Below are 22638 nucleotides of genomic sequence, written 5' to 3' on the forward strand. Positions count from 1 at the left end.
TCCTGTCCTCAGGATTGCACCACACTCGCTCCAAGACGAGGCCCAGGAAAGCCCCGGTGATCCGCTCCCGTCGCAGAAACTGTCGCTATTCGCGGCGCAGAACGACAGAATTCGCGACGGGAGCAGAGGTGGAGGCGGCTCAGGCCTGGAGCGTGACCTCGCGACGCACCGGCAGCACCACCGGGTGCGAGCCCGCCATGACCTCGAGCACGCGGATGACCTGGCTCGAGTAGCCGAACTCGTTGTCGTACCAGACGTACAGGATCACGTCGGTGCCGTTCGCGATGGTCGCGAGGCCGTCGACGATCCCGGCCCGGTGGGAGCCGACGAAGTCGGTGGAGACCACCTCGGGCGACTCCACGTAGTCGATCTGCTGACGCAGCTTGGAGTGCAGCGAGACCCGGCGCAGGTAGTCGTTGATCTCGGCCTTCTCGGCGGGACGCTCCAGGGTCAGGTGCAGCACGGCGAGCGACACGTCGGGCGTGGGCACGCGGATCGCGGATCCGGTCAGCTTGCCGGCGAGCTCGGGCAGAGCCCGGGCGACGGCCTTCGCGGCGCCGGTCTCGGTGATGACCATGTTCAGCACCGCCGAGCGGCCGCGGCGGTCGCCCTTGTGGAAATTGTCGATGAGGTTCTGGTCGTTCGTGAAGGAGTGCACCGTCTCGACGTGGCCGCGGACGATGCCGTAGGCCTCGTCGACCGCCTTGAGCACCGGGGTGATCGCGTTCGTCGTGCAGGACGCGGCGGACAGGATCCGGTCGCCGTCCTCGATGGTGGCGTGGTTGATCCCGTGCACGATGTTCTTCAGGTCGCCCTTGCCTGGCGCGGTGAGCAGCACGCGCGCGACGCCCGTGGACTCGAGGTGGCGGGCGAGACCCGCCTCATCGCGCCAGCGGCCGGTGTTGTCCACGACGATCGCGTCGCGGATGCCGTAGGCGGTGTAGTCGATCGTGCCGGGATCGTCCGAGTAGATGACCTGGATCCGGGTGCCGTTGGCGATGAGCTGCGAGTTCTCCTCGTCGACGTCGACGGAGCCCTCGAAGCGGCCGTGCACCGAATCGCGCAGCAGCAGGGAGGCGCGCTTGACGAGGTCGTTCTCCGCGCCCTTGCGCACGACGATGGCGCGCAGCCGCAGGCCGCTGCCGCCGCCCGTGTGCGCGATGAGGATGCGGGCGAGCAGCCGCCCGATGCGGCCGAAGCCGTACAGCACGACGTCGGTGGGCTCGGCGGGAGCCGTCTCGCTCAGCGCCGGGGCGAGCTCTCCGCGCAGGCGCTCGACGATCTCGGCGGCGTCACCCCGTGCGTGCTCCACAAGACGCCCGATGTCGAGCGAGGCGGAGGAGGGGGCGAGCTCCCGGAGCGCCTCGAGCACCGCGAGGGTGCCCTCCAGCGGGAGCTCGTCATGGCCGAGGCCGGCGACGCGCTCGTGCACCTCGAGGATCTCGGTGGTGGACAGGCCGAGCAGGCGGTGCCCGTGCAGCGATGTGACCACGTCACGATCGCGGTTCAGCCCGCCGATCAGCGGGATCATCCGCTCGGCGAGTTCTTCTCTGGCCTTCCAGTCGTCGCGGCGCGCGGCGAAGTCGTTCATCAGCGTCCTTGCAAGCACATGCGCCAGGGGATCGATGGCGCGGGATCGGGTGGGGCGGATCCGCCCTTATCCAGGGTAGGCGGCCACCCTCGCCACATCCGGCCGATCCGGACCGCAAGAATCGGGCTTCTTTGCGCCTCGCACAAGGCCGGCCCTGCCTCTCCGGACAGCGGTCGCACATCGCCGCGGATCCGAGGAGGCGCGCCCCGAAGCGCCGGCGCGTATTCGCTTCCTCTTCACCTGCTCGAGGAGTCGATCTATTCGTCTACACTGGTGGAATAATGAACCAGACACCGCTCGGCGACGACGCCGATCTCCTCGTACACGGCGGACGGATCCATACTCTCGGCCCGCGTGCAGCGACGACCGACGCCCTCGCCGTCCGCTCCGGCCGCATCGTCGCCCTCGGGGCCGACGCGCTCCGGATGCCCGCGCAGGAGACCATCGATCTCGACGGCCGCACCGCGATCCCCGGCGTGAACGACGCGCATCTGCATGCGGCCTGGCTGGGCGCGCGCTGGCCGCACCTGTTCTTCTCCCCCGCGCCCCCGGCGGAGCAGCCGGAGGGCCCACTCGTGCACACCGCCGCCGAACGCCGTGCGGCCCTGCAAAACGCCTGGCGCCTGCTCGCCGGACTCGGMATCACGAGCTACACCGAGCCGGGGATCGGGCCGGGCGAGGACGCCGGCGAGACCGGCTGCTTCGGCACCGCGATGATGGACGCCTACCTCGCCCTGCATCGCGAGAAGGCGCAGACGGCGCGCGTGACCCTGCTGCGGCTGTTCGGCACGCTGGACGGATCCGCGGAGCTCGAGGACTTCGAACGCGGCATCCGGCTCCCGGTTCCCGCGACGGATCCGCGTTGGCTGGCGGTCACGGGCGTGAAGATCTTCGCGGACGGAATCCCCCCGATGACGACCTCGTGGGTGAGCGAGCCGTACCCCGACGGCACCTCGGGAGAACTGCTGCCGCAGAGCGCCGGCGGCGCGCTGCATGCCTACCGGCGCATGATCGCGATCGCGCTCGAGCGCGGCGAGCAGATCGCCGTGCACGCGACAGGCGACCGGTCGATCGAGGAGTTCCTGCGCGTGCTCGAAGCGCACCCCGGATCCTCCGGCACGGCGCCGCACTACGTCGTGCACGCCGACCTCGCGAGCCCGGCGCAGATCGAGCGGATGCGCGCGGTCGGGGCGGGCTTCGCCGTGCAACCGCTCATCGCGGAGCACACCAGGGACTGGGCAGGCGTGCAGCTCGGTCCAGAGCGCACCGCCGCCGCGTGGCCGCTCGGCGAGATGCTGGCGTCGGGGGCGCTCACCACGATCACGAGCGACGCCCCGATCGCGACCCCGGATTGGCGCATCGGACTGGACGCCTCACTCGCCCTGCTCGGCCGCGACGACGCCGGCACCCGCGAGCAGCTGCTCCGGCGCGTGACCATCGACCCCGCCCGCCAGGACGGCGCCGCCGCTTGGAAGGGTTCGCTCGAGGTCGGCAAGGTCGCCGACCTCACAGTGCTGGACGAGGATCCCGCCGAACCCGGCCGCCCGTTCGCCACGATCGGCATCGCCCGGACGATCGTGGACGGCAGGACGGTGTTCGCGCGGGAGTGAGCCGCGTCCCGCCCCCGGCCCCCGGCCCCGGACGATGCCCGCGAGCGCACGGGATCCTGCCGAGCGCACGGCTTGCTCACGCGAACGAGCCGTGTACTCGACAGCTCCCCGCGCACCCGGCACGTCACGATGCCGCACAGGCTCGCCCCGTGGACGAAATCAGCCAGAGCACCGGATCCTGCCGAGCGCACGGGATCCTGCCCCCGCACCCCGCCACACCCGGCGAGCGCACGGGATCCTGCCGAGCGCACGGCTTGCTCACGCGAACGAGCCGTGTAGTCGACGGCTTCCCGTGCACTCGGCGCCACCCAGCCGCCCCGCGAGAAAGGGGCGGGCGACGCGTCCGCTCGTCGCCCACCCTGGATCCGGTCACGTCCGCGAGAACCGGATCCTGATGCGCCACCCCACCCTGCGCAGGAGCGAGGGCGAGGCGGCGCCGCTCTCACACCGCTGTGGCGATGAGCACCCGCGGGCTCGCCGGGAGCGCGATCTTCTCGCGCACCTCCCAGCCGGCATCGGTCAGCCAGCCGCGCACCTGCGCCTCGGGGTAGACGATCGTGCCATCGATCACGAGGTACTCGCCCGCATGCAGCGCATCGATGCCGCGCTGCGAGGCGTCGTCGTCGAGGAAGAAGTCCAGCACGGTGAGGGTGGCGCCCTGGACCGCGGCAGCCCGGAGGTTGCGGAAGATCCGCGCATTCTCCTCCGCAGAGAAGCGGTGGATCACGTGGTTCGCGAGCACCGCGTCGTAGGCGCCCTGCGGCTGCGCGGTCGCGGTGTCTCCGGTCTCGACCAGGGCACGGTCGGCCACCCCCGCCGCTTCGACGGCCTCGGCGATCCCGCCCTCGAACCCCGGCGCATACAGGAAGGTGGTGCGCAGACCGGCGTTGCGCTTCATCGCCTCCAGGGCGAAGCCCGCCGACAGACCGCCGAAGTCCAGCGCGCTCGTCGCGGCGGAGAGGTCGACCCGGCGGCCGAACTCCTGGGCGTGCAGGGCGTTGTAGGTCATGACACCGGCCATGAAGGTGCCCCACCGGGCGTCGTCCATCTGCAGCTCGCCCGGCTCGGTCGTGTCGACCGTGTGCCCGAACTGGAGCCAGTGCGGGTAGCTGATCTCGCCGAGGAAGGTGAGGAACGGGGCAAGGTCCAGCGCGGAGGACTCCCCCGCCAGGTAGGCCGCCGCGTCGGCCTCGAGCACATAATGTCCGTCCGCACGCGTCAGCAGGCCCTTGCCCGCCATGGCATCGGCGAGGATCTGCGCGATCCGCTCGCTCACGCCGGTGCGCTCCGCGATCGCCGGGATCGTGTCGGCGCCTGCGGCGACCGCGGAGAACAGGCCGATCCGGCTGGCTTCGAACAGCTGCTTCGAGGCCATGTAGCCTGTCGCGATGTCCAGGATCCGCGCGGCGTCGGGTGTCGTCGTCATGTGTGTTGCCTTTCGTGAGGATGCGCGGGACGCGCGGGTGGCACTCGTTAGTCTACAAGTGTAGGAAGAAAAGAACAGGGGCACCCTTCGGCAACCTCAGGGACCGGACAAGCTCAGGAACCGGAGGCCGGCCCAGGGACCGGGGCGGGCGGGCGAGACCGGGGGCTCAGTCCTCCGCGAGGAAGTCCACGACGGCGGCACGGAACTCCGGCGTGTGCAGCGCGGCCAGGTGATCGCCGGGAACCCGCACAACGCGGGAGTCCGGCACCGCGGCGGCGAGCGCGTCCATGCCCTGGGCCATCGGGTCCTCGACCCCGCCGAGCAGCAGCAGGGGCTGCGCAGGCGTATCGACCGCAGGATCGAACGGCTCGGAAGCGAGCCCCTCGATCAGATCGAGCAGCGCCTCCGGGCGGTTGCCGGGCAGGGTCGTCATGCCCAGGATCATGCCCGTGATCGGATCCGCCGGCGGCGGTCCCCCGGCGAGCGCGGCGCGGGCGGCGGGCAGGTCGACCAGGGTGAACGGCTCCATCGGGCTGAGTCCGCCGAGCACCACGCGCCGCACGGCGACCCCGGGATGGCCGGAGAGCGCCCAAGCCAGCCGAGCGCCGAGGGAGTAGCCGACGACGTCGATCTCCTCCCTCGGAGCGACCGTGGCGACCGCCCGGGCGAGCAGTTCGACGACCGCCGAGGTGGAGAACGCGCCGACCGCGGGGCTGTCGCCGTGCGCGGGCAGATCCACGAGCACGACGGGGTGATCCGCGAGCACCGGATCCCACTCGGTGGCCGGCCAGTCGACGCGGGCGCGCGAGGCGAGTCCGTGCAGGAACAGGACCGGCCGGCCGGTCCCCTCCCGACGGGTGACGGACAGGGCGATCTCGGGTGCGCCGGTCATCGGGCGCCCTCCTCTCGATGAAGCGTGGAGGCCGCCCGGAGCCCGGTCAGCGCAGCCGCGCGAGGAACTGGTCGATGTAGGCCTGGTAGTCGGGGATGCGGTCGCCGTCCGGATACATGAGGTTGATCACGGTGGCGCCCACCGCCGCCGAGATGTACTCGTTCGCGAGCGGGACGAAGTCCTGATCGCGGATCGCGCCCTCGTCGCGGGCCGCCTCCATCCGCTCGACGAGCGACGCGCGCCAGGACCGCAGATGGCTGCGATACAGCTCCGCGAGCTGCTCGTTGGACATCGCGTACTCCCAGAGCGCCAGCAACACCCGTCCCGCGGCGATCTGATCGGGATCGCGCGGCACCGTGCCCTCGAGGAATCCGCGCAACGCGGCCTCGGCGGTCTCGGGAGAGGATCCGGCCTCCTGCACGCCCTCCGACATCTGCGCGAGGATCGTCTCGAACGTCGCCGCGACGATGCTCTCCTTGCCGGGGAAGTAGTGCTTCAGGGCGCCGTTCGCGAAGCCCGCCTCCGCGGCGATGCTGCGCATGGTCGCCGCTTCGAACCCGCCCTTGAGGATGATCCCCTTGGCGACCTCGACGATCTCCCGACGACGCTGATCGTGATCGATGATCTTCGGCATGGGTTCCTTCCGACGTGGCGTCCGGCGACGGCGCGCACCGCGGTGCGGACGTGCGGAATCGCTGCCTGCTACCGTACCGGGGCATCCGCGGCCTCGCGCAGCGCCAGCCATTCGGCACGGCGCGTCCTCTGCTTCACGGGGTCGGCGACGGGCGAAGCCAGCCGCAGACGCTCGGCGTACGGGTGCCGCGGCGAGCGCGTGACCTGCTCCCCCGCCCCGGTCTCGACGATCTCACCGTGATACATCACGGCGACACGATGGCAGACCCGGCGCACGACGCCGAGGTCGTGCGAGACGAACAGGTAGGAGACGCCCGTGTCACGCTGCAGCTCGATGAAGAGGTCGAGGATCGTCGCCTGCGTGGTGAGGTCGAGCGCGCTGACCGGCTCGTCGCACACGATCAGGCGCGGCCGGCGCACGAGCGCCCGCGCGATGGCGACACGCTGACGCTGTCCGCCGGAGAACTCGCTCGGATAGCGGTCCATCGCGGTCTCCGGAAGGCGCACGCGGTCGAGCATCTCGCGCACGCGCCCCTGCGCCTCGGCGCCGCCCAGCCCGCTCGTCAGCAATGGCTCGGACAGGATGTCGCCGATCGTCATCGCGGGGTTCAGGGATCCGTACGGATCTTGGAACACGACCTGCACATCGTCGGCGAGCGTGCGGCGCTGGGCACGGCCGAGTGCGGTGATGTCCTTCCCGTCGAAGCGGATGCTTCCGCCGGTCACGGGTGCGAGGCCGAGGATGGCCTTGCCGAGCGTGGACTTGCCGGATCCCGACTCGCCCACCAGGCCCATGCACTCCCCCGCCGCGACGTCGATCGAGACGCCGTGCAGGGCGCGGAACGCCTTGCGTCCGCGGCCGTACTCGACGACCAGATCCTGCACCTCGAGCAGCGCGGTCATGCGCGCACCTCCGTCGTGTTCGTCGTGCGCACCGCGGCGTCGGCGTCGAGCTCCGCACGCCCCGCCGCGTCGTCGAGCGAGGCGGCGATGAGCTCGCGGGTGTAGGGCTGTTGAGGTTCCGCGAAAAGTGGATCCACATCCCCCTGCTCCACGATCTCGCCGCCGCGCATCACGATCACGCGGTCGCAGATGTCCGCCACCACGCCGAAGTTGTGCGTGACGATGAGCAGCGCCATCCCGTACTCCTGCTGCAGTTCGCGCAGCAGCTCGAGCACCTCGGCCTGCACCGTGACATCGAGCGCGGTCGTGGGCTCGTCCGCCACCAGGATCGACGGGCGGCCGGAGATCGCGCCGGCGATGAGTACGCGCTGGGCCATGCCTCCGGAGACCTGATGCGGATAGCTGCGCATGACGCGGTCCGGATCCGAGAGCCCCACGCGCAGCAGCACCGCGCGCGCCCTGGCCTTCGCGTCGGCAGCGCGCATGCCGTGCACACGGCGCAGGGGCTCCACGAGCTGATGGCCGATCGTGTACGACGGGTCGAGGTTGCTCATCGGCTCCTGCGGCACGTAGCCCAGCTCGCGTCCGAGCAGCGCGAGACGCTGCTTCGGCGACGCGTTCGTGACGTCGTGCCCCGCGATGCGGATCGCGTCGGCGGTGCTCGCGCCGCTCGAGGGCAGCAGGTCGAGCACCGAGAAGACCGTCTGCGACTTGCCGGATCCGGATTCGCCGACGATGCCGACGACCTCCCCGGCGGCGACGTCGAGGGTCACGCCGTGCACGACCTCGACGACGCCGCTCGGGGTCGCGTGGCTCACCCGCAGGTTCTCGACGCGCAGTGCGGACTCCTCCGCGGAGTGCCGCACGGTGCCGGTCGAGGGAGCGGCCGTGGTCGCCGCGTCGAGGACGGTGCCGCGCCGGCGGCGCAGCCGCGGAGTGCGCACCTGGGCGAGCTCGGCGAGCGTCGAGCCCATGATCGCGAGCACCGCGATCGTGAGGCCGAGCGCGACAGAGGGCCACAGCAGCATGAGCGGATACGTGAGCATGAGGCGGAATCCCTCGAGCATCATCGCGCCCCAGCTGGGCACGTTCGAGTCGCCGATCCCGAGGAACTGCAGGCCCGCCTGCATGCCCATCGCCATGCCCGCGGTGAGTGCGGTCTGGATGATGACGGGCGGGTAGACGGCCTTCACCACGTGCCGGGAGATGATCCGCCCGTCGGAGAGGCCGGACACACGGGCCGCGTCGATGTAGGGCTCCTCGCGCACGCTGAGCGTCTGCGACCGGGCGATGCGGAAGTACCCAGGGACCATGAACACGCCGACCGTGACCATGAGCAGCTCGAAGTTGTTGCGGCTGCCCGCGGCGACCACGAGCAGGATGATCATGCCGGGGATCGACTGCAGCGCATCGCTCACCCACATCGCGACCCGGTCGAACGGGCCACGGAAGTACCCCGCGGCGACGCCGGCGGGGACGCCGATCACCACGGCGGTGATGATCGTGATGAGCGCCCCCCAGATCGTGATCCGGGTACCGAAGATGAGCCTGCTGAGGATGTCGCGGCCGGTCGAGTCGGCGCCGAGCAGGTGCGCGGCGGAGGGCGGTGCCTTGGCCGCGGCGAGGTCGACGAAGTTCGGATCCATCGGTGCGAGCACAGGCGCTGCGACGCCGACCAGCACGATGAGGACGAAGATCACCAGAGGGATGTACCCGCCGGGGTGGCGGAGGAACCGGCGGAACAGGCCGGAGCGGCGGCGCTGCCTGGCGCGGTCGAACGCGACGCGGATGTCGGTGGTGGTCATGCGACGCGCACCTTCGGGTTGATCCAGCCGAGCACCAGGTCGAGCAGGAGGTTGATGATCACGACGAAGACGATCGACACCACGGTGATGCCGAGGAGCATCGGGATGTCGCCGTTCTGCGAGGACTGATTGGTCAGTTGCCCGATGCCGGGGAGGCTGAAGATCTGCTCGACCACGATCGCGCCGCTGAGCAGTCCGACGAACATGAGGGCGATCACGGTGAGTGCCGCGGGCGAAGCGTTGCGCAGGATGTGCAGGTTGACCCGGCTCGCGGAGAGCCCGCGGCTGCGGAGCGTGCGCACCCAGTCCTGCCGGCTCTGCGCGATCACGGCGTTGCGCAACTGCTCCGACACGGCGACCACGCCGCCGAGCGCGAGGGAGATCGCCGGAAGCGTGAGCGAGCGGATCCAGCCGTCGACCGACTGCGAGGGCTGCACGTAACCGACCGCGGGGAACCACTTCAGCTGCACCGCGAACCACAGCACGAGCACCAGGCTCACCCAGAACCCGGGCAGGGCGAACAGCACGACGGAGATGCCCTTGAGGATCCGGTCGAACCAGGTGCCTGGCCGCAGGCCCGTGATCATCCCGAAGGCGATGCCGAGCACGGCGGTGATGAGCGTGGCGAGAGTCACCACGGAGAGCGTGACCGGGATCTTGATCGCGAGCTGAGCGCCGACGGGCTGGAAGTTGCGCCAGGAGGTGCCGAAGTCGCCCGTGACGAGGTGCGAGAACCAGTCCCAGAACTGCACGAGCAGCGGACGGTCGATGCCGATCCTCGCCGCCAGAGCCGCCTGTTGCGCGGGGCTCGCCGTGGTGCCCAGGAGCGCGGCGGTCGGATCCTTGATGGCGAGGTGTGCGAGGAAGAACGTCGCGATCGAGACGACCACGAGCAGCACGATGCCGGACAGCAGCCGTTTCGCGGTGAACAGGAGCATGGGGGCCTCTCGGGAAGGTGAGGGACGGGGATCCGGCTCTTCGACGGCGACTCGCGCGCCGAAGGGCCGGATCCCCCGGGCGTCAGCCCTTGGTGATGTAGCGCAGGGTCGGGAACATCATGCCGACGATCGGCTGGACCTTGATTCCCTGGACGCTGTAGAAGGTGTTCTTCGCCTGGTACCAGACGGACCACCAGGCCTGATCGACGAGAGCTTTGTTCAGCTCCTTGATCGCGGCGCTCTGGTCGGCGCCCTTGGAATCCTGCACCTTCTTCACGAGAGGGGCCAGGACCGTATTGCTCGCGTAGTCCGGGTTCGGGTTGAACCACTGCTTGCTGGTGACCTGGCGCTGCACGGTCGCGACGTCATTGCCGTCCATCGCGAGGAACGAGATGAACATCGGGTAGTTCGGCGCGTTCGTCTGGTAGTCGGGCATCTGCATGTTGTCCCAGGTGACCTTGACGCCGATCGCCGTCAGGGCCTGCTCTGCGGCGGGCTTCCACTGCTCGAAGACGGGCGACATCGGCATCGCGATACTGAAGCCGTCGGCGTAGCCGGCCTTGGCCAGCAGGTCCTTCGCCTTGGCGACGTCATAGGAGTAGGTCTTGTTGAGCGCGGGATCGTTGATGTCGCCGCCGTCAGGGAAGACCTGGTTGGTCGCGACGCCCGCACCGTTGCCGACCGCCTTGAGGATCGCCGCGCCATCGAAGGCGTAGTTCAGCGCCTGACGCACCTCGACGCTGCCGAGCGGCTTGCTCTTCGCCCCCGTGTGGTCGGTGATCACGAGGCCGGCCCAGCCCGACACCCGGTCCGCGGTGTTCCAGCCCTGCTGGTCGGCCTGCGACTGGTTGGCGACATCGCCGTATTCGAGGTTGATCTGACCGCTCAGCATGGCGTTGTGCCGTGCCGTGGCGTCCTGGATCGGGAAGATCGCGAGGTGGGAGAACGCGTAGGTCTTCGCGTCCCAGTGATCCTTCACCTTGGTGAAGTGGTACTCGCTTCCTGCAACACTCTTGGAGCTGTCCAGCACGTACGGACCGGATCCGATCGGATCCTTCCCGAGGGAGCCTGCGGCGATCGCCTTCGGCGACATGATGTAGCTGCGGCCGAGGCCCATCAGGTACAGGATCGTGTCGTCGCGCTGGGTGAGGGCGACCTCGACCGTGTGATCGTCCTTCGCGGTGATCGCCGAGACGTTCGTGTACGCCTCGCCCGAGCGCGCGCCCGCCTTGAGGTACTCCAGGCTCTTCACGACAGCGTCCGCGTCGACCTTGCCCCCGTCCGAGAACTTCGCGTCGGTGCGGAGATCGAAGTCGATCGTCTTGTCGTCGCTCGACACGGTCCACTTGGTCGCGAACGACGGGACGGGCTTGCCGTCCTTATCGAGCGCGACCAGGGAGTCGTAGATGGCGGAGAGGTACGGCCCATCGAAGCCGATGTCGGCCAGGGACGGATCCCAGGACGTGACGTCCAGGAAGTTGCCGATGTTGAGGTCGTCCGGCGCGTTCGCGGCGGCGCCATCGCTCGCCTGCGACGTGGCACTGTTCGCGGCGCCGGAACAGCCGGTGAGGGCGAGGGCCACGGCTACAGCCGCGGCGATCGCGAGGGGCACTCGTTTCATGGTTCCTTCTCTCGGTGCGGGTTTGGGGAAGAAGGTTCGAAGGGCCTTCGGCCGCGCTCCGGGGAGCCTTACCGACGTCACTTCGATGTGTCGTGCGTTTAGTCTACATCTGTGGAAAAAGAGCGCAAGCCCTGTTTCCCGACGATCTCCGCCGCAGGAGCCTCTGGGCTTGCCATGGAGCGCGTGGGCCCTGTCCCCTCGCGCACACCTGGATCTTCTGACTCGCCGATCGTCCTCCACAATCTGGTCTTCGGTTGAGTTGTCCCCTGTTTGGATATGTGGGTTGATCTGGGGTTCGAATGTCGGTGGTGGCGGGGAGGATGGGGGTATGAGGACGTGGGATGCGATCGCGGCACTGATCCCGGCCCTAGCCGGGCGGGTCGGTGCGGGTGCGGGCGCATCGGACGTGCAAGCGGTCGTGGAGGGGTTGGCTGATGCGGAGGCGGTGGCGGTGCTTCGCGAGGCCGGTGAGGTCGGCCGGCTGGTGGAGCAGGTGCAGGTGATCTGCGCCGGAGTGATCGCCCGCCGCTCCACCAGGGACGCCGGACATGCCGGGTTGGCGCAGTCGCGCGGGCACCGGACCGCGGCGTCGCTGATCCAGGAGCTCGGCGGGATGACGAAGGGCGAAGCCGCCCGGCAGGTGCGGGTCGGGGAAGCACTCCTCGACGATGCCGTGGTGGAGGGTGATGCGGGTGCTGGTGTCGGGTCGGATCGTGCTGGAGTCGGCTCGTCCGATGATCCTGCGCCGGGAGTCGCGCCCGTGGGCGATTGGCGGCAGGTGTTGCGGGAGGGATTGCGATCCGGGACGGTCACGTCGGCACAGTTCGACGCGATCCGCCGCGGACTCGGCAACCCACCCGAAGCCGCCGACGACGCCTGGGCACACGCCGCCGAACAGCTCATCGGCGAAGCGGGGCGGCGGACCGTGGAAGAACTCGCCGCCGCGGCACGCACGATCCGGGACCTCCTCGACCCTGACGGCGCCGAAACCCGGTTCCTCGCCCGGTACGAGAAGCGAGCGTTTCGGACCTGGTTCGACCCCGACGGGATCCGCCGCGCCTCGATCGCGTTCGACGACGAAGGCGGCGCCTACCTCGACACGATCTTCAACGCCGCACTCCGCCCCCGCCGCGGCGGACCCCGATTCGTCGAACCGGGGTGGTGCCGGTCACCGTCGACACGTGCGGGAACCCCCTCGACGTCGGCCGCGAATCACGACTCTTCACCCCGAAACAACGCATCGCCCTCGCCATCCGCGACGGCGGCTGCCGATGGACCGGCTGCGACCGCCCCGCCTCGTACTGCGAAGCCCACCACATCGACGAATGGGCCAGAGACCAGGGCCACACCGACATCGACCGCGGCATACTCCTCTGCCGCTTCCACCACATGCAACTCCACCACGGCGGGTGGCAGATCACCCGAGAAAGGAAGAACGACTTCATCCTCCACAGTGCCGACGGGCACCAGACCGTCCTGGCTGGGCGATTGCCCCTCCGCTACATGTGGGGCGACGTGGACCCACCACCCCCACGCTTCCACCCCGCCGCCTGACCTCGCCCGAGATGAGCCACCGGTCGGGGGGCCGGAGCGCCCGCACGCGCCGATCGCGGTGCGTGCGACGGGCGAGAGTCAAGACGCCGCGAGCGCCGTGGGGGCCACGGCGGGCGTGGTGGGCGGCGGTGGCCGTAGGGGCCTCGACGGGCAGCGATGGCCGTAGGGGCCGCGATCGGCGGCGATGGGCAAGGATCGCCAACGATGGCCGTGGTGGCCTCGAGGGGCAGTGCCTCACCACGACCCGTCGTCGTTGACCCCGACGTCGGCCTGCAGTCCGGCAAGAGCCTCGCGCACCTCTGCGCCGTGCTCCGCGACCAGCGCGAGCGCCGCGTGATTCTGCTCCAGCTGCTCGATCCGGGAAGCTCCGAACAGCACGTTCGCCGCGGCGGGATGCGTGAGGCAGAACGCGATCCCGAGCGCGGCGGGCGTGACGCCGAAACCGTCGGCGACTCGGGCGACCTCCGGGTAGAGCGCGAGGATCCGCTCGCGGATGCCGCCGACGTCCGCGCCGATCTTGCGCTGCGGAGCGAGCCCGGTCGCGAGCATGCCGCCCTCGAACACATCCGAGGCCTGCAAGGCGAGCACGCCGTCGGCGAAGAGCGGCCCGTACGACGCGCCTTCGGCCATCGCGCGGCGAGCGATGCCGTATTTGAGCTGCGCGAACGACGGACCGACGAACCCGCCCGCGGCCGCGGCTTCCAGCGCGGCCCGCGTATGCCCGATCCGCCAGTTGTTGATCCCCCAGCCTCCGACCAGGCCGTCGGCGATGAGCTCGTTCACCTCGGCGACGATGCGTGCGACGTCGGGCTCGGCCAAGTAGTCGCCGACGACGAGGGTGTCGAAGCGATCCACGCCGGCACGCTCGAGGCTCTCCGTCAACTGCGCGCGGAAGGACTGGTTCGGCCAGTCCCACAGCCAGAGCTTGCCGCCGAGCACGATCTCGGAGCGTTCGACGCCGCTCGCACGCAGCGCCTCGCCGAACAGGATGTCGGTGCGGGAGTTCTCAGCGTGCGGACCCATGTTGTAGTACGCGACATCGAAGAACCCGGCGTCGAGCTCGACGGCACGGCGGATCATCCGGGCGGCGGCATCGGGGTCCATCCGATCCCAGGTGTTCCAGGATCCCAGCGCGAGCGGCGGGACGGCGAGATCGCCGAGGGTGCGGCGGGATTTCGTGGGGGCGGTCATGAGGCTCCTTCGACTCGGTCGCGAACCCGTCGCACGATCGGGTTGCGTTTTTCTATACTTGTAGAATATAACGGAGATGCCCCGTCAGAGAGGACGTGAGATGACCATCTCCCCCCGCCGCATTCTCGTCACCGGAGGAGCCTCCGGGCTCGGCCGCGGCATCGCCGCAGCCTTCCGCGCCCTCGGGGACGAGGTGATCATCGGGGATGTGAACGCGGAGGCCGCGGCCTCTGTGGCCGCCGAACTCGGAGCGACGGCGATCACCCTCGACATCTCCGATCCCGACGCCGTCGCCGCTGCCGGAACCGCACTGGGCAGCATCGACGTGCTCGTGAACAACGCCGGCGTCGTGCTCGGCGGCGGCACACAGCAGCAGGTGCCGCTCGAGGTCTTCGACGCGGCCGTGGCCGTGAACATCCGCGGCACATTCCTCATGCTCCGCGAGTTCGCACCCCGCCTGCCCGACGGCGGCGCCATCGTGAACACCTCCTCGATCGGCGGACGCCAGCCCACTCCCGGCATGGGTCACTACGAGATGACCAAGGCCGCCGTCGACGCGATGACCCGCACCGCGGCGATCGAGCTCGCCGGCCGCCGGATCCGCGTGAACGCCGTCGCCCCCGGCCCGATCCTCACCCCCCTCACTGCGGGCTTCGCCACCGACCCGCAGGCGCGCGCCGCGTGGGAGGCCCGGATCCCGCTCGGCACGATCGCCGAGGTGGAGCAGGTCACCCCGCTCGTCGTCTTCCTCGCGAGCGACGCCGCCAGCCACATCACCGGCGTCTCCGTCCCCGTCGACGGCGGCCAGCTGCTCGTCTGACGTGCTCCCCGAACCAGGAAGGATCCGCATGACCCTCYCCACCACAACCCGCGCGGCTGTGCTCACCGAGCACGGCGCGCCGCTCACCCTGCAGGACCTCCCCCTGCCCACCGAGATCGCGCCCGGCGCCGCCCTCGTGCGCATCGCGTGCTCCACCCTGTGCGGCACCGACATCGAGATCTGGGAAGGCCGGATGACCTTCCCCGGCATGCTGCCGATGGTGCTGGGCCACGAGATGGTCGGTGAGATCGTCGCCCTCGGCGAGGGCACCGTCGACGCGCTCGGCCGCCCGCTGAATGTCGGCGACCGGATCGGCTGGTCCGAGTCGACCTGCGGCGAGTGCTACGGCTGCGTCGTGCTGCGCGAGCCCGTGCACTGCTCCCGCCGCGGCTACGGCTTCCTGCAGCGCTCCGACGTGCCGCCGTACGCGACCGCGGGCCTGTCCGAATACGCCTACGTCACCCCTGGCGCGGCCAAGCTGCTGCTGCCGGACGCGGTGAAGGACACCTGGGCATCGATGGCGGGCTGCGCGGCGAAGACCGTGCTGCGCGCTTTCGAGCGCGGCGGGCGCATCAGACCCGGATCCACGGTCGTCGTGCAGGGTGCAGGCGCGCTCGGAATCTTCGCGACCGCCGTGGCGAAGATCTCCGGCGCCGGGCGCGTGATCACGGTCGGCGCGCCCGCGGCCCGGCTCGACCTCGCCGCACGCTTCGGCGCGGACGCCGTCGTGGACTTCCGCGAAGGCCCCGTCGTCGCGCAGGTCACGGAGCTCACCGACGGACGCGGCGCGGACCACGTGTTCGACTTCGCCGGCGCACCGAGCGTGGGACCGGACGCCGTCGGCATGGCCGCACAGCGCGGCACCGTCGTGATCGTCGGATCCACCGGCCCGGTCGGCGACGCGTTCCCGGTGAGCGCCCTCATGGGCAAAGAGCTGACCATGGTCGGTTCGCTCAACGGCGACATCGCCGACTACGCCCGCTCGATCGACTTCTTCCAGGCCTTCGCGGACCGCTTCCCGTGGGACGACCTGTTCAGCGCCCCGGTCGGACTGGATCAGGCCTCGGCGAAGATCGCGAACATGCACCAGCTCGATGAGGTCAAGGCCGTCATCGACCCCCGACTGTGACCCCCCGACTGCGAACCCCCGACTGTGAAGGAGACAGCGACCATGAGCGCAGAGACGACTCGCCTCCCCCGGCGCGAGATCGGCACGAGCGGCATCGCCGCTTCGCTGTTCTCGCTCGGCTCCTGGCACACCTACGACCGCATGGACTTCGGTGACGCCACGGCGATGCTCCGCGAAGCCGTCGACCGCGGCGTGAACCTGTTCGACGTCGGCGTGTATACCGGGCCCGGGATGCCTCCGGCCTTCACCGACGTCATCTTCAGCGCCATGGTGCGCGCGGCCGGCCTCCGGAGGCACGAATGGCTGCTCTCGTCCAAACTGTGGCTCGAGGCGTTCGGCGCGGACGGCTTCCGCCCCCAGCTCGAGAACGCGCTGTTCCGGGTCGGCGTGGAGCACGCGGATCTGGTGATCCTCGGGGATCTGCGCCGGGACGACCTGGATCTGCGCGACCTGGTGCTCGACCTCGCCGGCCTCACGGAGGCGGGTCTCATCCGCGCCTGGGGGGTGAACAACTGGTCCGCCTCCTCGATCCAGACGCTCATCGATCTCGCCGCGACCGAGGGAGTGCCCGGCCCGCAGATCGCGCAGCTGAAGTACAGCGTCTCGCGCCGGTCCATCCCCGACGGCGCGCCCTTCGCGCGCCTCTGGGAGCAGGGCGTGACCCTGCAGGCCTCGGACTGCCTGGAGGGCGGCGTGCTCGCCGGAAAGGTGCACGGCGACCGGCAGATCGGCCGGGATCCGGGTGACATCCGGCAGCGCATCATCGACGACGTTCCGGCGTTCACGGCGCTCGCGGAGTCGCTCGACGCCACCCCGGCGCAGCTCGGGATCGCCTTCACGCTCACGCATCCTGCCCTGACCACAACCCTGTTCGGCGCGTCGAGCAGCGCGCAGCTGCGCGCGAACCTCGACGCGGCCGTGCTCCTCGACCGGGTCGGCGCCGCCGAGCTGCGCCGGCTCGTCGAACCGTTCTGGGCCGACCGCGATGTCGTCGACCCCGAAGGACCCTGACTGGTTCTGGTCAGTGGGCGCCCTTCGTCTCGCTTCGCTCGCTCAGGGACCGGGAACGGGTCGCTCGCTGAGCGCCCTTCGTCTCGCTTCGCTCGCTCAGGGACCGGGAACGGGGCGGTCGCTCAGGGACCGGGAACGGTTCGGTCCCTGAGCGAGGAGCGCAGCGACGAGACGAAGGGCGTCTCGCTTCGCTCGCTCAACAAATCCACGTCACGAAAGGCACAACCGCATGACCGTCACCGCCGCCGGCCACCCGACCGTCGCACCCGTCCCGTTCGACCCCGAGGTGCAGATCGTCCTCGACGCGATCGCACAGAACCCGCAGCCTGCGCTCACCCGGGAGACGCTCCCCCGCGAGGGCGTGGACACGATGTTCCCCGACAACGACGCCGTGATCGCAGGCCGCGCGATCGGTTGGGAGGACCGGATCATCCCCGGCCCGGCCGGCGCGCCCGACATCGAGATCACGATCTTCCGGCCGCGCGGCCCCTTTGACAGCCCCCGGGATCAGGGCCTGCCCGCATTCCTGAACATCCACGGCGGCGGACAGATCGTCGGGCACCGCAGCTGGGAGACGGGCCGCGTGGTCGACATCGTCGCCGAGCACGGCGTGGTCGCGGTCAACGTCGAATACCGGCTCGCACCGGAGCACCCCTCGCCCGCGGGACTCGAGGACTGCTACGCCGCACTCCTGTGGCTGCACACGCACGCCGAGGAGCTCGGCGTGGATCCCGAGCGGATCATCGTCGGCGGCGGCAGCGCGGGCGGCTGCCTCGCCGCCGGCGTCGCCCTGCTCACCCGCGACCGGCGCGGCCCCGTGCTCGCCGGCCAGCTGCTGCTGTGCCCCATGCTCGACAACACCAACACGACCGTGTCGAGCCTGCAGTACGACGGCATCGGCACCTGGCAGCGCGAGGCGAACCTGCTCGCCTGGTCGTGCCTGCTCGGTGACGAGCTCGCATTCAGCGCTGAGGCCTCCGGCTATGCGGCGCCGACGCACGCCGCCGACGTCTCGAACCTCGCCCCGGCGTTCATCGAGGTCGGCGAGGCGGAGATGTTCCGGGACGAGGACACGCAGTATGCGCTGCGGATCTGGGCCACGGGCGGTCAGGCCGAACTGCACGTCTGGGGCGGCGGTGCGCACGGATTCGACATGTACATGCCCGAGGCCGAGATCTCCCGGGCGGCGCTCGCTGCGCGGGCGAGCTGGCTGCGCCGCATCTGGGGTGCCCGATGACGACCGAGACCGCCGTCGGATCCCTCGTCCCCGTTCCCTACGACCCCGAGCTCGTCGACGGCCTTGCGGCGTTCCTCGACCTCGTCGAGATCATCCCGCTGCGCGCCGACACGATCCTGCAGAACCGCGCCCATTTCGCGACGATCGTCCCGCCGATCGCGGTCCAGGCCGAGGGCCGGGCGGTGACCTTCCAGGACCGGGTGATCCCGGGCCCTGACGGCGGCCCTGACGTCGAGATCACGATCGTGCGCCCCGCCGTCCCGATCACGGATCCGGCTCCCGCTGTGCTCTCCATCCACGGCGGCGGTATGGTGCTCGGCACGCGCTTCTTCGGCACGTCGGAGCTCATCGACCTCGCCGAGCGGCACGGCGTCATCGGCGTCGCCGTGGAGTACCGCCTCGCCCCGGAGCACCCCGGCCCGGCCCAGGCGGAAGACTGCTATGCCGCCCTCCTGTGGATGGCCGCGCACGCCGGCGAGCTCGGGATCGACCCGGAACGCATCCTCGCGTCGGGGCAGAGCGCCGGAGGCGGACTCTCCGCGGCGGTGGCGCTGCTGGCGCGCGACCGGAACGGTCCGCATCTGGCCGGCCAGTTGCTCGGCTGCCCCATGCTCGACGACCGCAACGAGACCGTATCGGCCCGCCAGTACGACGGCATCGGCGCCTGGGACCGCAACAACAACGACACCGCGTGGACGGCGATCGCGGGCGCCGACCGGTTCACCGATCGGGTCTCCCCCTATGCGGCGCCGGCCCGCGCGGCCGACCTCTCCGGGCTTCCCCCGGCGTACATCGAGGTGGGCGCCGCGGAGACGTTCCGCGACGAGGCGGTCGACTACGCCTCCCGCATCTGGGCCACGGGCGGCCAGGCCGAACTGCACGTCTGGGCCGGCGGCTACCACGGGTTCCACGGATTCTCGCCCGGCGCCGTGGTGTCCGTGGCCGCGAACGCCGCACGGGAGAGCTGGCTGCGCCGCGTGCTGCGGCTCGGCGGATGAGCGACGTGCTCGCCCGCCCGCGCATGGGCACGCTGCGCGCGATGCTCGTGCTCGGGCTGCTGGAGGCGTTCGGTCCGCTCTCGATGGACCTGTACCTGCCGCAGCTGCCTCAGCTCGCGACCGCGCTCGGCACGAGCGACGCCCTCGCGCAGGTCACGATGTCGGCGTGCATGGTCGGGCTCGGACTCGGCCAGCTCGCCGCAGGTCCGCTCAGCGACCGCTTCGGCCGGCGCCGCCCGCTCCTGGTCGGCGTCTCCGCGTTCGCCGTGCTGTCGCTGGTGTGCGCGCTCGCCCCGGGGATCGAGGTGCTGCTCGTCGCCCGCTTCCTGCAGGGCCTCGCCGGATCCGCCGGCATCGTGATCTGCCTCGCCGTCGCCCGGGATCAGTTCGCGGGTGCGGAGCTCAGCCGCATGCTGTCGCTGCTGTTCCTCGTCTCCGGCGCCGCTCCCGTGATCGCGCCCGTCGTGGGCGGTCAGCTCGCGCGGTTCATGGACTGGCGCGGGATCTTCGGCGTGCTCGCCGGGATCGGGGTAGCGCTGGTGCTGGTCGTGCTCCTCGCCCTGCCGGAGACGCTGGATCCGTCGGACCGTCACGCGGGCGGGATCCGCCAGCTGGGCTCCCACACCGGCGCCGTCCTGCGGGATCGCCTCTTCGTCGCGGTGCTGTGCGCGGGAGCCGGCGGCGGCGTGGCGTTCTTCACCTACCTGTCCCTGACCTCCTTCGTGCTGCAGGACGAGTTCGGACTGGATCCGCAGGGGTTCAGCCTCGCCTTCGCCCTCGGCGCGCTCGCCAACATCGCCGGAAGCCAGGCGAGCCGGCTGGTCGTTCGTCGCACGGGCCCGCTGCGCGTCTACCTGCTGGGCGTGACGGCGACGGCGATCGCGACCGTCGTGCTCGCCGCGCTCGCCCTCCTCGGAGCGGGAGCGTGGGGCATCGTCGCCGCGCTCGTCGGGTTCATGCTGTGCGCGGGGCTGGGCGGCCCGAACTCGTCGACGCTCGCGCTCGCGCACCACGGCGCGCGCGCCGGCACGGCGTCGGCGCTTCTGGGCATGTCGACGTTCCTGGTGGGCCCGCTCCTGTCCCCCCTCGCCGTCGGCATCGGCGGCGCGAACGCCGTGACGATGGGCGTCACGATGGCCGCCGCCGCCAGTATCGCCGCGCTCATCGGCTGGTTCGCCGTCCGTCCCGCCGCCCGCTAGCCGCCCTCACGTTGCGTCCCCTCGCCCGTTGCGTCCCCTCGCCTTCCCGTCGCAAATGTGGTCGTCACGGGGTGATCCCGTCGCAAATGAGGTCGCTATTTGGCGGCCAGAACGGCATCGTCTGCGACGGGAGCGGATCCGAGGCCGGCCGCACCGGCGGACCGAGGAGGCGCTCAGCCGAGAGCGGCGATCGCGTCGCGGAGGATGCCGTCCGACGCCGCCAGAGCCGGGCCGGCGACCTCGGCGGAGGCGCCGGAGAAGAGCATCAACAGGGCGAGCTTGACGGATCCGCCGGCCTCCGTGAGCGCACGCACCGCGTCGTCCTGCGCCGCGCCGCTGAGCTGGATGAGCGTGCGCACCGAGCGCGCGCGCAGCTTCTCGTTCGTGGCCTGCAGGTCGACCATGACGCCGCGGTAGGTCTTGCCGAGCCGGATCATCGACAGCGTCGAGAGCATGTTCACGACGAGCTTCTGTGCCGTGCCGGCCTTGAGGCGGGTGGATCCGGTCACGAACTCCGGACCCACGACGACCTCGATCGGCACGTCGGCGGCGGCGCCGATGGCGGACCCTGCGTTGGCGGCGATCGCGACGGTCAACGCGCCGACCTCGCGCGCGTAGGCGAGCCCGCCGAGAACATAGGGCGTGCGTCCCGAGGCGGAGATCCCGACCACGGTGTCGTTGTCGTTCAGTCCGAGGCCGCGCAGGGACGTCTCGGCCGCGCGGTCGTCGTCCTCCGCGTTCTCCACGGCGTCGCGGATCGCGTTCTCGCCACCGGCGATGAGCCCGACGACCATGCCCGGATCCGTGCCGAACGTCGGCGGGCACTCCGAAGCGTCCAGCACGCCGACCCGACCCGCGGTCCCCGCGCCGATGTAGATCAACCGTCCGCCGCGGCGGAACCGCTCGGTGATGCCGTCGACGGCCTCGGCGATCCGCTCGCCCTGAGCGGCGATCGCCTCGGGGACGCGGCGGTCCTCGGCGTTCATCGCCCACACCAGGTCGAGCGTCGGCAGCAGGTCGAGGTCGCCGCGCGAGGTGTCCGCCTGCTCGGTCGAGAGATGCGAGAGCTCCCCGATCAGCGCCGCCAGGCGGGCGTCGTCGGTCGCTGACTCATTCGGCGCGGACTCATTCGGCGCGGTCTCATTCGGCGCGGTCTCATTCGGCACGGTGCACGAACCTTTCATGAAGAGGGGCGCGGCCCTCGGCGATCATTGCGGCGCCGTCCAGCGCATCGCCGCGGGCGGGCACTGCTTCCAGCCCCCTGGTCTCGAGCGCGGACGAGACCGCCGCGCGGAACCCGTCGTGTGAGGTGAGGCCGCCGTGCAGCGCCACCACGGACGAGCCTCCGGCGGCGGCGAGCGCGGTGTCGCTGAGGAGGTCGGCCGCCCTGTCGCGGATCGCCACAGCGACCGCATCGCCCTGGTCGGCGCCGTCGAGGACGGCGGGCGCGAAGGTCGCGAGCAGGCGCGCGGGCGCGGCCGCGCCGCCGACCCAGGTGATGGGGGATTCGTCGTCGCCGATGAGCAGCGCGAGCACATCGGTCAGCACGGTCGCAGGGCCCAGGCCGTCCCTGGCACGGAGCACCGCGCGCACGCCCTCGCGGCCGATCCAGGATCCGCTGCCGAGGTCGCCGAGATCCGGACCCCAGCCGTCCACGCTGCGGTGCGCCTCGGCTCCGATGCCGAGCGCCACGGCGCCGGTCCCCGCGATGAGCAGAACGCCGGCCTCGCCGTCGAGGGCGCCGGCATGCGCCGTGACGACGTCGGAGGTGACCGCCGTGGGTGCGTGGGCTGCGTCCGCGAGCGCGCGGGCGAGAGCTGCGGCCTCGACCGTGGCGTACATCGCGCCGGCCGCGCCGACCCCGATCCGCTCCGGGCGGGCGTCGGCGAGCAGCGGCACGATCGACTCCAGGGCGAGAGCGACGCCGTCGAGGGCCGCGAGCCCCGGCGCTCCCCCGCCCTCGCGGCGCACGGGCACCCCGTCGAGCACGAGGCGGGCGCGGCACAGCGACTTGCCGAGGTCGATCGCGGCCGTGCCGGAGAAGGTCATGCACCAAAATGTACGGGATCCGAACGATAGG

19 protein-coding genes and 1 pseudogene are annotated in these 22638 nt (G+C 70.8%); 8 read left to right on the plus strand and 12 right to left on the minus strand.

Going from position 1 to position 22638, the window contains the following annotated elements; genetic code table 11:
- Window positions 1-139 precede the first annotated feature (139 nt).
- Complete coding sequence (locus AC1DG4_RS14225; RefSeq protein ID WP_477379829.1) at window positions 140-1591, minus strand: glyceraldehyde-3-phosphate dehydrogenase; 1452 nt, start codon at window positions 1589-1591, stop codon at window positions 140-142.
- A 281-nt stretch (window positions 1592-1872) separates the two neighbouring features.
- Between AC1DG4_RS14225 and AC1DG4_RS14230 the strand changes: the two genes are divergently transcribed.
- Entirely contained in the window at window positions 1873-3201 is a 1329-nt protein-coding gene (locus AC1DG4_RS14230; protein ID WP_477379831.1) for an amidohydrolase, read from the plus strand.
- Between the two features lie 442 nt (window positions 3202-3643).
- Here the strand turns inward: AC1DG4_RS14230 and AC1DG4_RS14235 are convergent, their stop codons facing one another.
- The 7 genes from AC1DG4_RS14235 to AC1DG4_RS14265 form a co-directional block, all read right to left on the minus strand.
- Window positions 3644-4627 (minus strand): methyltransferase family protein, encoded by a 984-nt coding sequence (locus AC1DG4_RS14235; protein ID WP_477379833.1) that lies wholly within the window; start codon window positions 4625-4627, stop codon window positions 3644-3646.
- 166 nt (window positions 4628-4793) lie between these two features.
- Entirely contained in the window at window positions 4794-5519 is a 726-nt protein-coding gene (locus AC1DG4_RS14240) for an alpha/beta fold hydrolase (protein ID WP_477379835.1), read from the minus strand.
- Window positions 5520-5565: 46 nt separating this feature from the next.
- Window positions 5566-6153: a TetR/AcrR family transcriptional regulator gene (locus AC1DG4_RS14245; RefSeq protein ID WP_477379837.1), complete on the minus strand. Its 588-nt coding sequence runs from the start codon at window positions 6151-6153 to the stop codon at window positions 5566-5568.
- A 68-nt stretch (window positions 6154-6221) separates the two neighbouring features.
- Window positions 6222-7055 carry an ATP-binding cassette domain-containing protein gene (locus AC1DG4_RS14250; RefSeq protein WP_477379839.1) on the minus strand — a complete coding sequence of 278 codons (834 nt, stop codon included), beginning with the start codon at window positions 7053-7055 and terminating at the stop codon, window positions 6222-6224.
- The gene (locus tag AC1DG4_RS14255) at window positions 7052-8860 is read right to left on the minus strand and encodes a dipeptide/oligopeptide/nickel ABC transporter permease/ATP-binding protein (protein ID WP_477379841.1); all 1809 of its coding nucleotides are present in this window, start codon (window positions 8858-8860) and stop codon (window positions 7052-7054) included. The genes AC1DG4_RS14250 and AC1DG4_RS14255 overlap by 4 nt, the downstream gene beginning before the upstream one ends.
- Window positions 8857-9798: an ABC transporter permease gene (locus tag AC1DG4_RS14260; RefSeq protein ID WP_477379843.1), complete on the minus strand. Its 942-nt coding sequence runs from the start codon at window positions 9796-9798 to the stop codon at window positions 8857-8859. The genes AC1DG4_RS14255 and AC1DG4_RS14260 overlap by 4 nt, the downstream gene beginning before the upstream one ends.
- A gap of 82 nt (window positions 9799-9880) precedes the next feature.
- Window positions 9881-11419 (minus strand): ABC transporter substrate-binding protein, encoded by a 1539-nt coding sequence (locus AC1DG4_RS14265; protein WP_477379845.1) that lies wholly within the window; start codon window positions 11417-11419, stop codon window positions 9881-9883.
- Between the two features lie 328 nt (window positions 11420-11747).
- On the opposite strand from AC1DG4_RS14265, the pseudogene AC1DG4_RS14270 reads away from it, so the two are divergent.
- Window positions 11748-12485 (plus strand): annotated as a pseudogene (locus AC1DG4_RS14270) (HNH endonuclease signature motif containing protein); the annotation flags it as partial.
- 146 nt (window positions 12486-12631) lie between these two features.
- Here AC1DG4_RS14270 and AC1DG4_RS14275 read toward each other — a convergent pair.
- A complete protein-coding gene (locus tag AC1DG4_RS14275) occupies window positions 12632-12886 on the minus strand; it encodes a hypothetical protein (protein ID WP_477421302.1) in 255 nt (84 codons plus the stop codon).
- A 321-nt stretch (window positions 12887-13207) separates the two neighbouring features.
- Window positions 13208-14164 carry an aldo/keto reductase gene (locus AC1DG4_RS14280; RefSeq protein WP_477379849.1) on the minus strand — a complete coding sequence of 319 codons (957 nt, stop codon included), beginning with the start codon at window positions 14162-14164 and terminating at the stop codon, window positions 13208-13210.
- Window positions 14165-14264: 100 nt separating this feature from the next.
- On the opposite strand from AC1DG4_RS14280, the gene AC1DG4_RS14285 reads away from it, so the two are divergent.
- The 6 genes from AC1DG4_RS14285 to AC1DG4_RS14310 all read left to right on the plus strand — a co-directional run bounded on the left by AC1DG4_RS14285 (window position 14265) and on the right by AC1DG4_RS14310 (window position 20558).
- On the plus strand, window positions 14265-14984 hold the full coding sequence (locus tag AC1DG4_RS14285; RefSeq protein WP_477379851.1) for an SDR family NAD(P)-dependent oxidoreductase: 720 nt from the start codon (window positions 14265-14267) through the stop codon (window positions 14982-14984).
- A 28-nt stretch (window positions 14985-15012) separates the two neighbouring features.
- Window positions 15013-16113 carry a zinc-binding dehydrogenase gene (locus AC1DG4_RS14290; protein WP_477421299.1) on the plus strand — a complete coding sequence of 367 codons (1101 nt, stop codon included), beginning with the start codon at window positions 15013-15015 and terminating at the stop codon, window positions 16111-16113.
- A gap of 42 nt (window positions 16114-16155) precedes the next feature.
- Complete coding sequence (locus tag AC1DG4_RS14295) at window positions 16156-17124, plus strand: aldo/keto reductase (protein WP_477379855.1); 969 nt, start codon at window positions 16156-16158, stop codon at window positions 17122-17124.
- A 229-nt stretch (window positions 17125-17353) separates the two neighbouring features.
- Window positions 17354-18361, plus strand: a complete 1008-nt coding sequence (locus AC1DG4_RS14300; RefSeq protein WP_477379857.1) for an alpha/beta hydrolase — start codon at window positions 17354-17356, stop codon at window positions 18359-18361.
- A complete protein-coding gene (locus tag AC1DG4_RS14305) occupies window positions 18358-19359 on the plus strand; it encodes an alpha/beta hydrolase (RefSeq protein WP_477379859.1) in 1002 nt (333 codons plus the stop codon). Before AC1DG4_RS14300 ends, AC1DG4_RS14305 begins: the two co-directional genes overlap by 4 nt.
- Window positions 19356-20558: a multidrug effflux MFS transporter gene (locus tag AC1DG4_RS14310; RefSeq protein WP_477379861.1), complete on the plus strand. Its 1203-nt coding sequence runs from the start codon at window positions 19356-19358 to the stop codon at window positions 20556-20558. Before AC1DG4_RS14305 ends, AC1DG4_RS14310 begins: the two co-directional genes overlap by 4 nt.
- A 173-nt stretch (window positions 20559-20731) precedes the next feature.
- On the opposite strand, the gene murQ is transcribed toward AC1DG4_RS14310, so the two are convergent.
- On the minus strand, window positions 20732-21724 hold the full coding sequence (gene murQ, locus AC1DG4_RS14315) for an N-acetylmuramic acid 6-phosphate etherase (protein ID WP_477379863.1): 993 nt from the start codon (window positions 21722-21724) through the stop codon (window positions 20732-20734).
- Window positions 21714-22607 (minus strand): N-acetylglucosamine kinase, encoded by an 894-nt coding sequence (locus tag AC1DG4_RS14320; RefSeq protein ID WP_477379865.1) that lies wholly within the window; start codon window positions 22605-22607, stop codon window positions 21714-21716. The genes murQ and AC1DG4_RS14320 overlap by 11 nt, the downstream gene beginning before the upstream one ends.
- Window positions 22608-22638: the final 31 nt, after the last annotated feature.

The sequence above is a fragment of the Microbacterium sp. 05N427 genome (genome assembly GCF_056397105.1).

Excerpts from the sequence above, each read along its gene's own strand:
- AC1DG4_RS14225 (WP_477379829.1), bottom strand. The coding sequence starts at position 1,591 with ATGAACGACTTCGCCGCGCGCCGCGACGACTGGAAGGCCAGAGAAGAA.
- AC1DG4_RS14235 (WP_477379833.1), bottom strand. The coding sequence starts at position 4,627 with ATGACGACGACACCCGACGCCGCGCGGATCCTGGACATCGCGACAGGC.
- AC1DG4_RS14240 (WP_477379835.1), bottom strand. The coding sequence starts at position 5,519 with ATGACCGGCGCACCCGAGATCGCCCTGTCCGTCACCCGTCGGGAGGGG.
- AC1DG4_RS14245 (WP_477379837.1), bottom strand. The coding sequence starts at position 6,153 with ATGCCGAAGATCATCGATCACGATCAGCGTCGTCGGGAGATCGTCGAG.
- AC1DG4_RS14250 (WP_477379839.1), bottom strand. The coding sequence starts at position 7,055 with ATGACCGCGCTGCTCGAGGTGCAGGATCTGGTCGTCGAGTACGGCCGC.
- AC1DG4_RS14255 (WP_477379841.1), bottom strand. The coding sequence starts at position 8,860 with ATGACCACCACCGACATCCGCGTCGCGTTCGACCGCGCCAGGCAGCGC.
- AC1DG4_RS14260 (WP_477379843.1), bottom strand. The coding sequence starts at position 9,798 with ATGCTCCTGTTCACCGCGAAACGGCTGCTGTCCGGCATCGTGCTGCTC.
- AC1DG4_RS14265 (WP_477379845.1), bottom strand. The coding sequence starts at position 11,419 with ATGAAACGAGTGCCCCTCGCGATCGCCGCGGCTGTAGCCGTGGCCCTC.
- AC1DG4_RS14280 (WP_477379849.1), bottom strand. The coding sequence starts at position 14,164 with ATGACCGCCCCCACGAAATCCCGCCGCACCCTCGGCGATCTCGCCGTC.
- AC1DG4_RS14285 (WP_477379851.1), top strand. The coding sequence starts at position 14,265 with ATGACCATCTCCCCCCGCCGCATTCTCGTCACCGGAGGAGCCTCCGGG.
- AC1DG4_RS14295 (WP_477379855.1), top strand. The coding sequence starts at position 16,156 with ATGAGCGCAGAGACGACTCGCCTCCCCCGGCGCGAGATCGGCACGAGC.
- AC1DG4_RS14300 (WP_477379857.1), top strand. The coding sequence starts at position 17,354 with ATGACCGTCACCGCCGCCGGCCACCCGACCGTCGCACCCGTCCCGTTC.
- AC1DG4_RS14305 (WP_477379859.1), top strand. The coding sequence starts at position 18,358 with ATGACGACCGAGACCGCCGTCGGATCCCTCGTCCCCGTTCCCTACGAC.
- AC1DG4_RS14310 (WP_477379861.1), top strand. The coding sequence starts at position 19,356 with ATGAGCGACGTGCTCGCCCGCCCGCGCATGGGCACGCTGCGCGCGATG.
- AC1DG4_RS14320 (WP_477379865.1), bottom strand. The coding sequence starts at position 22,607 with ATGACCTTCTCCGGCACGGCCGCGATCGACCTCGGCAAGTCGCTGTGC.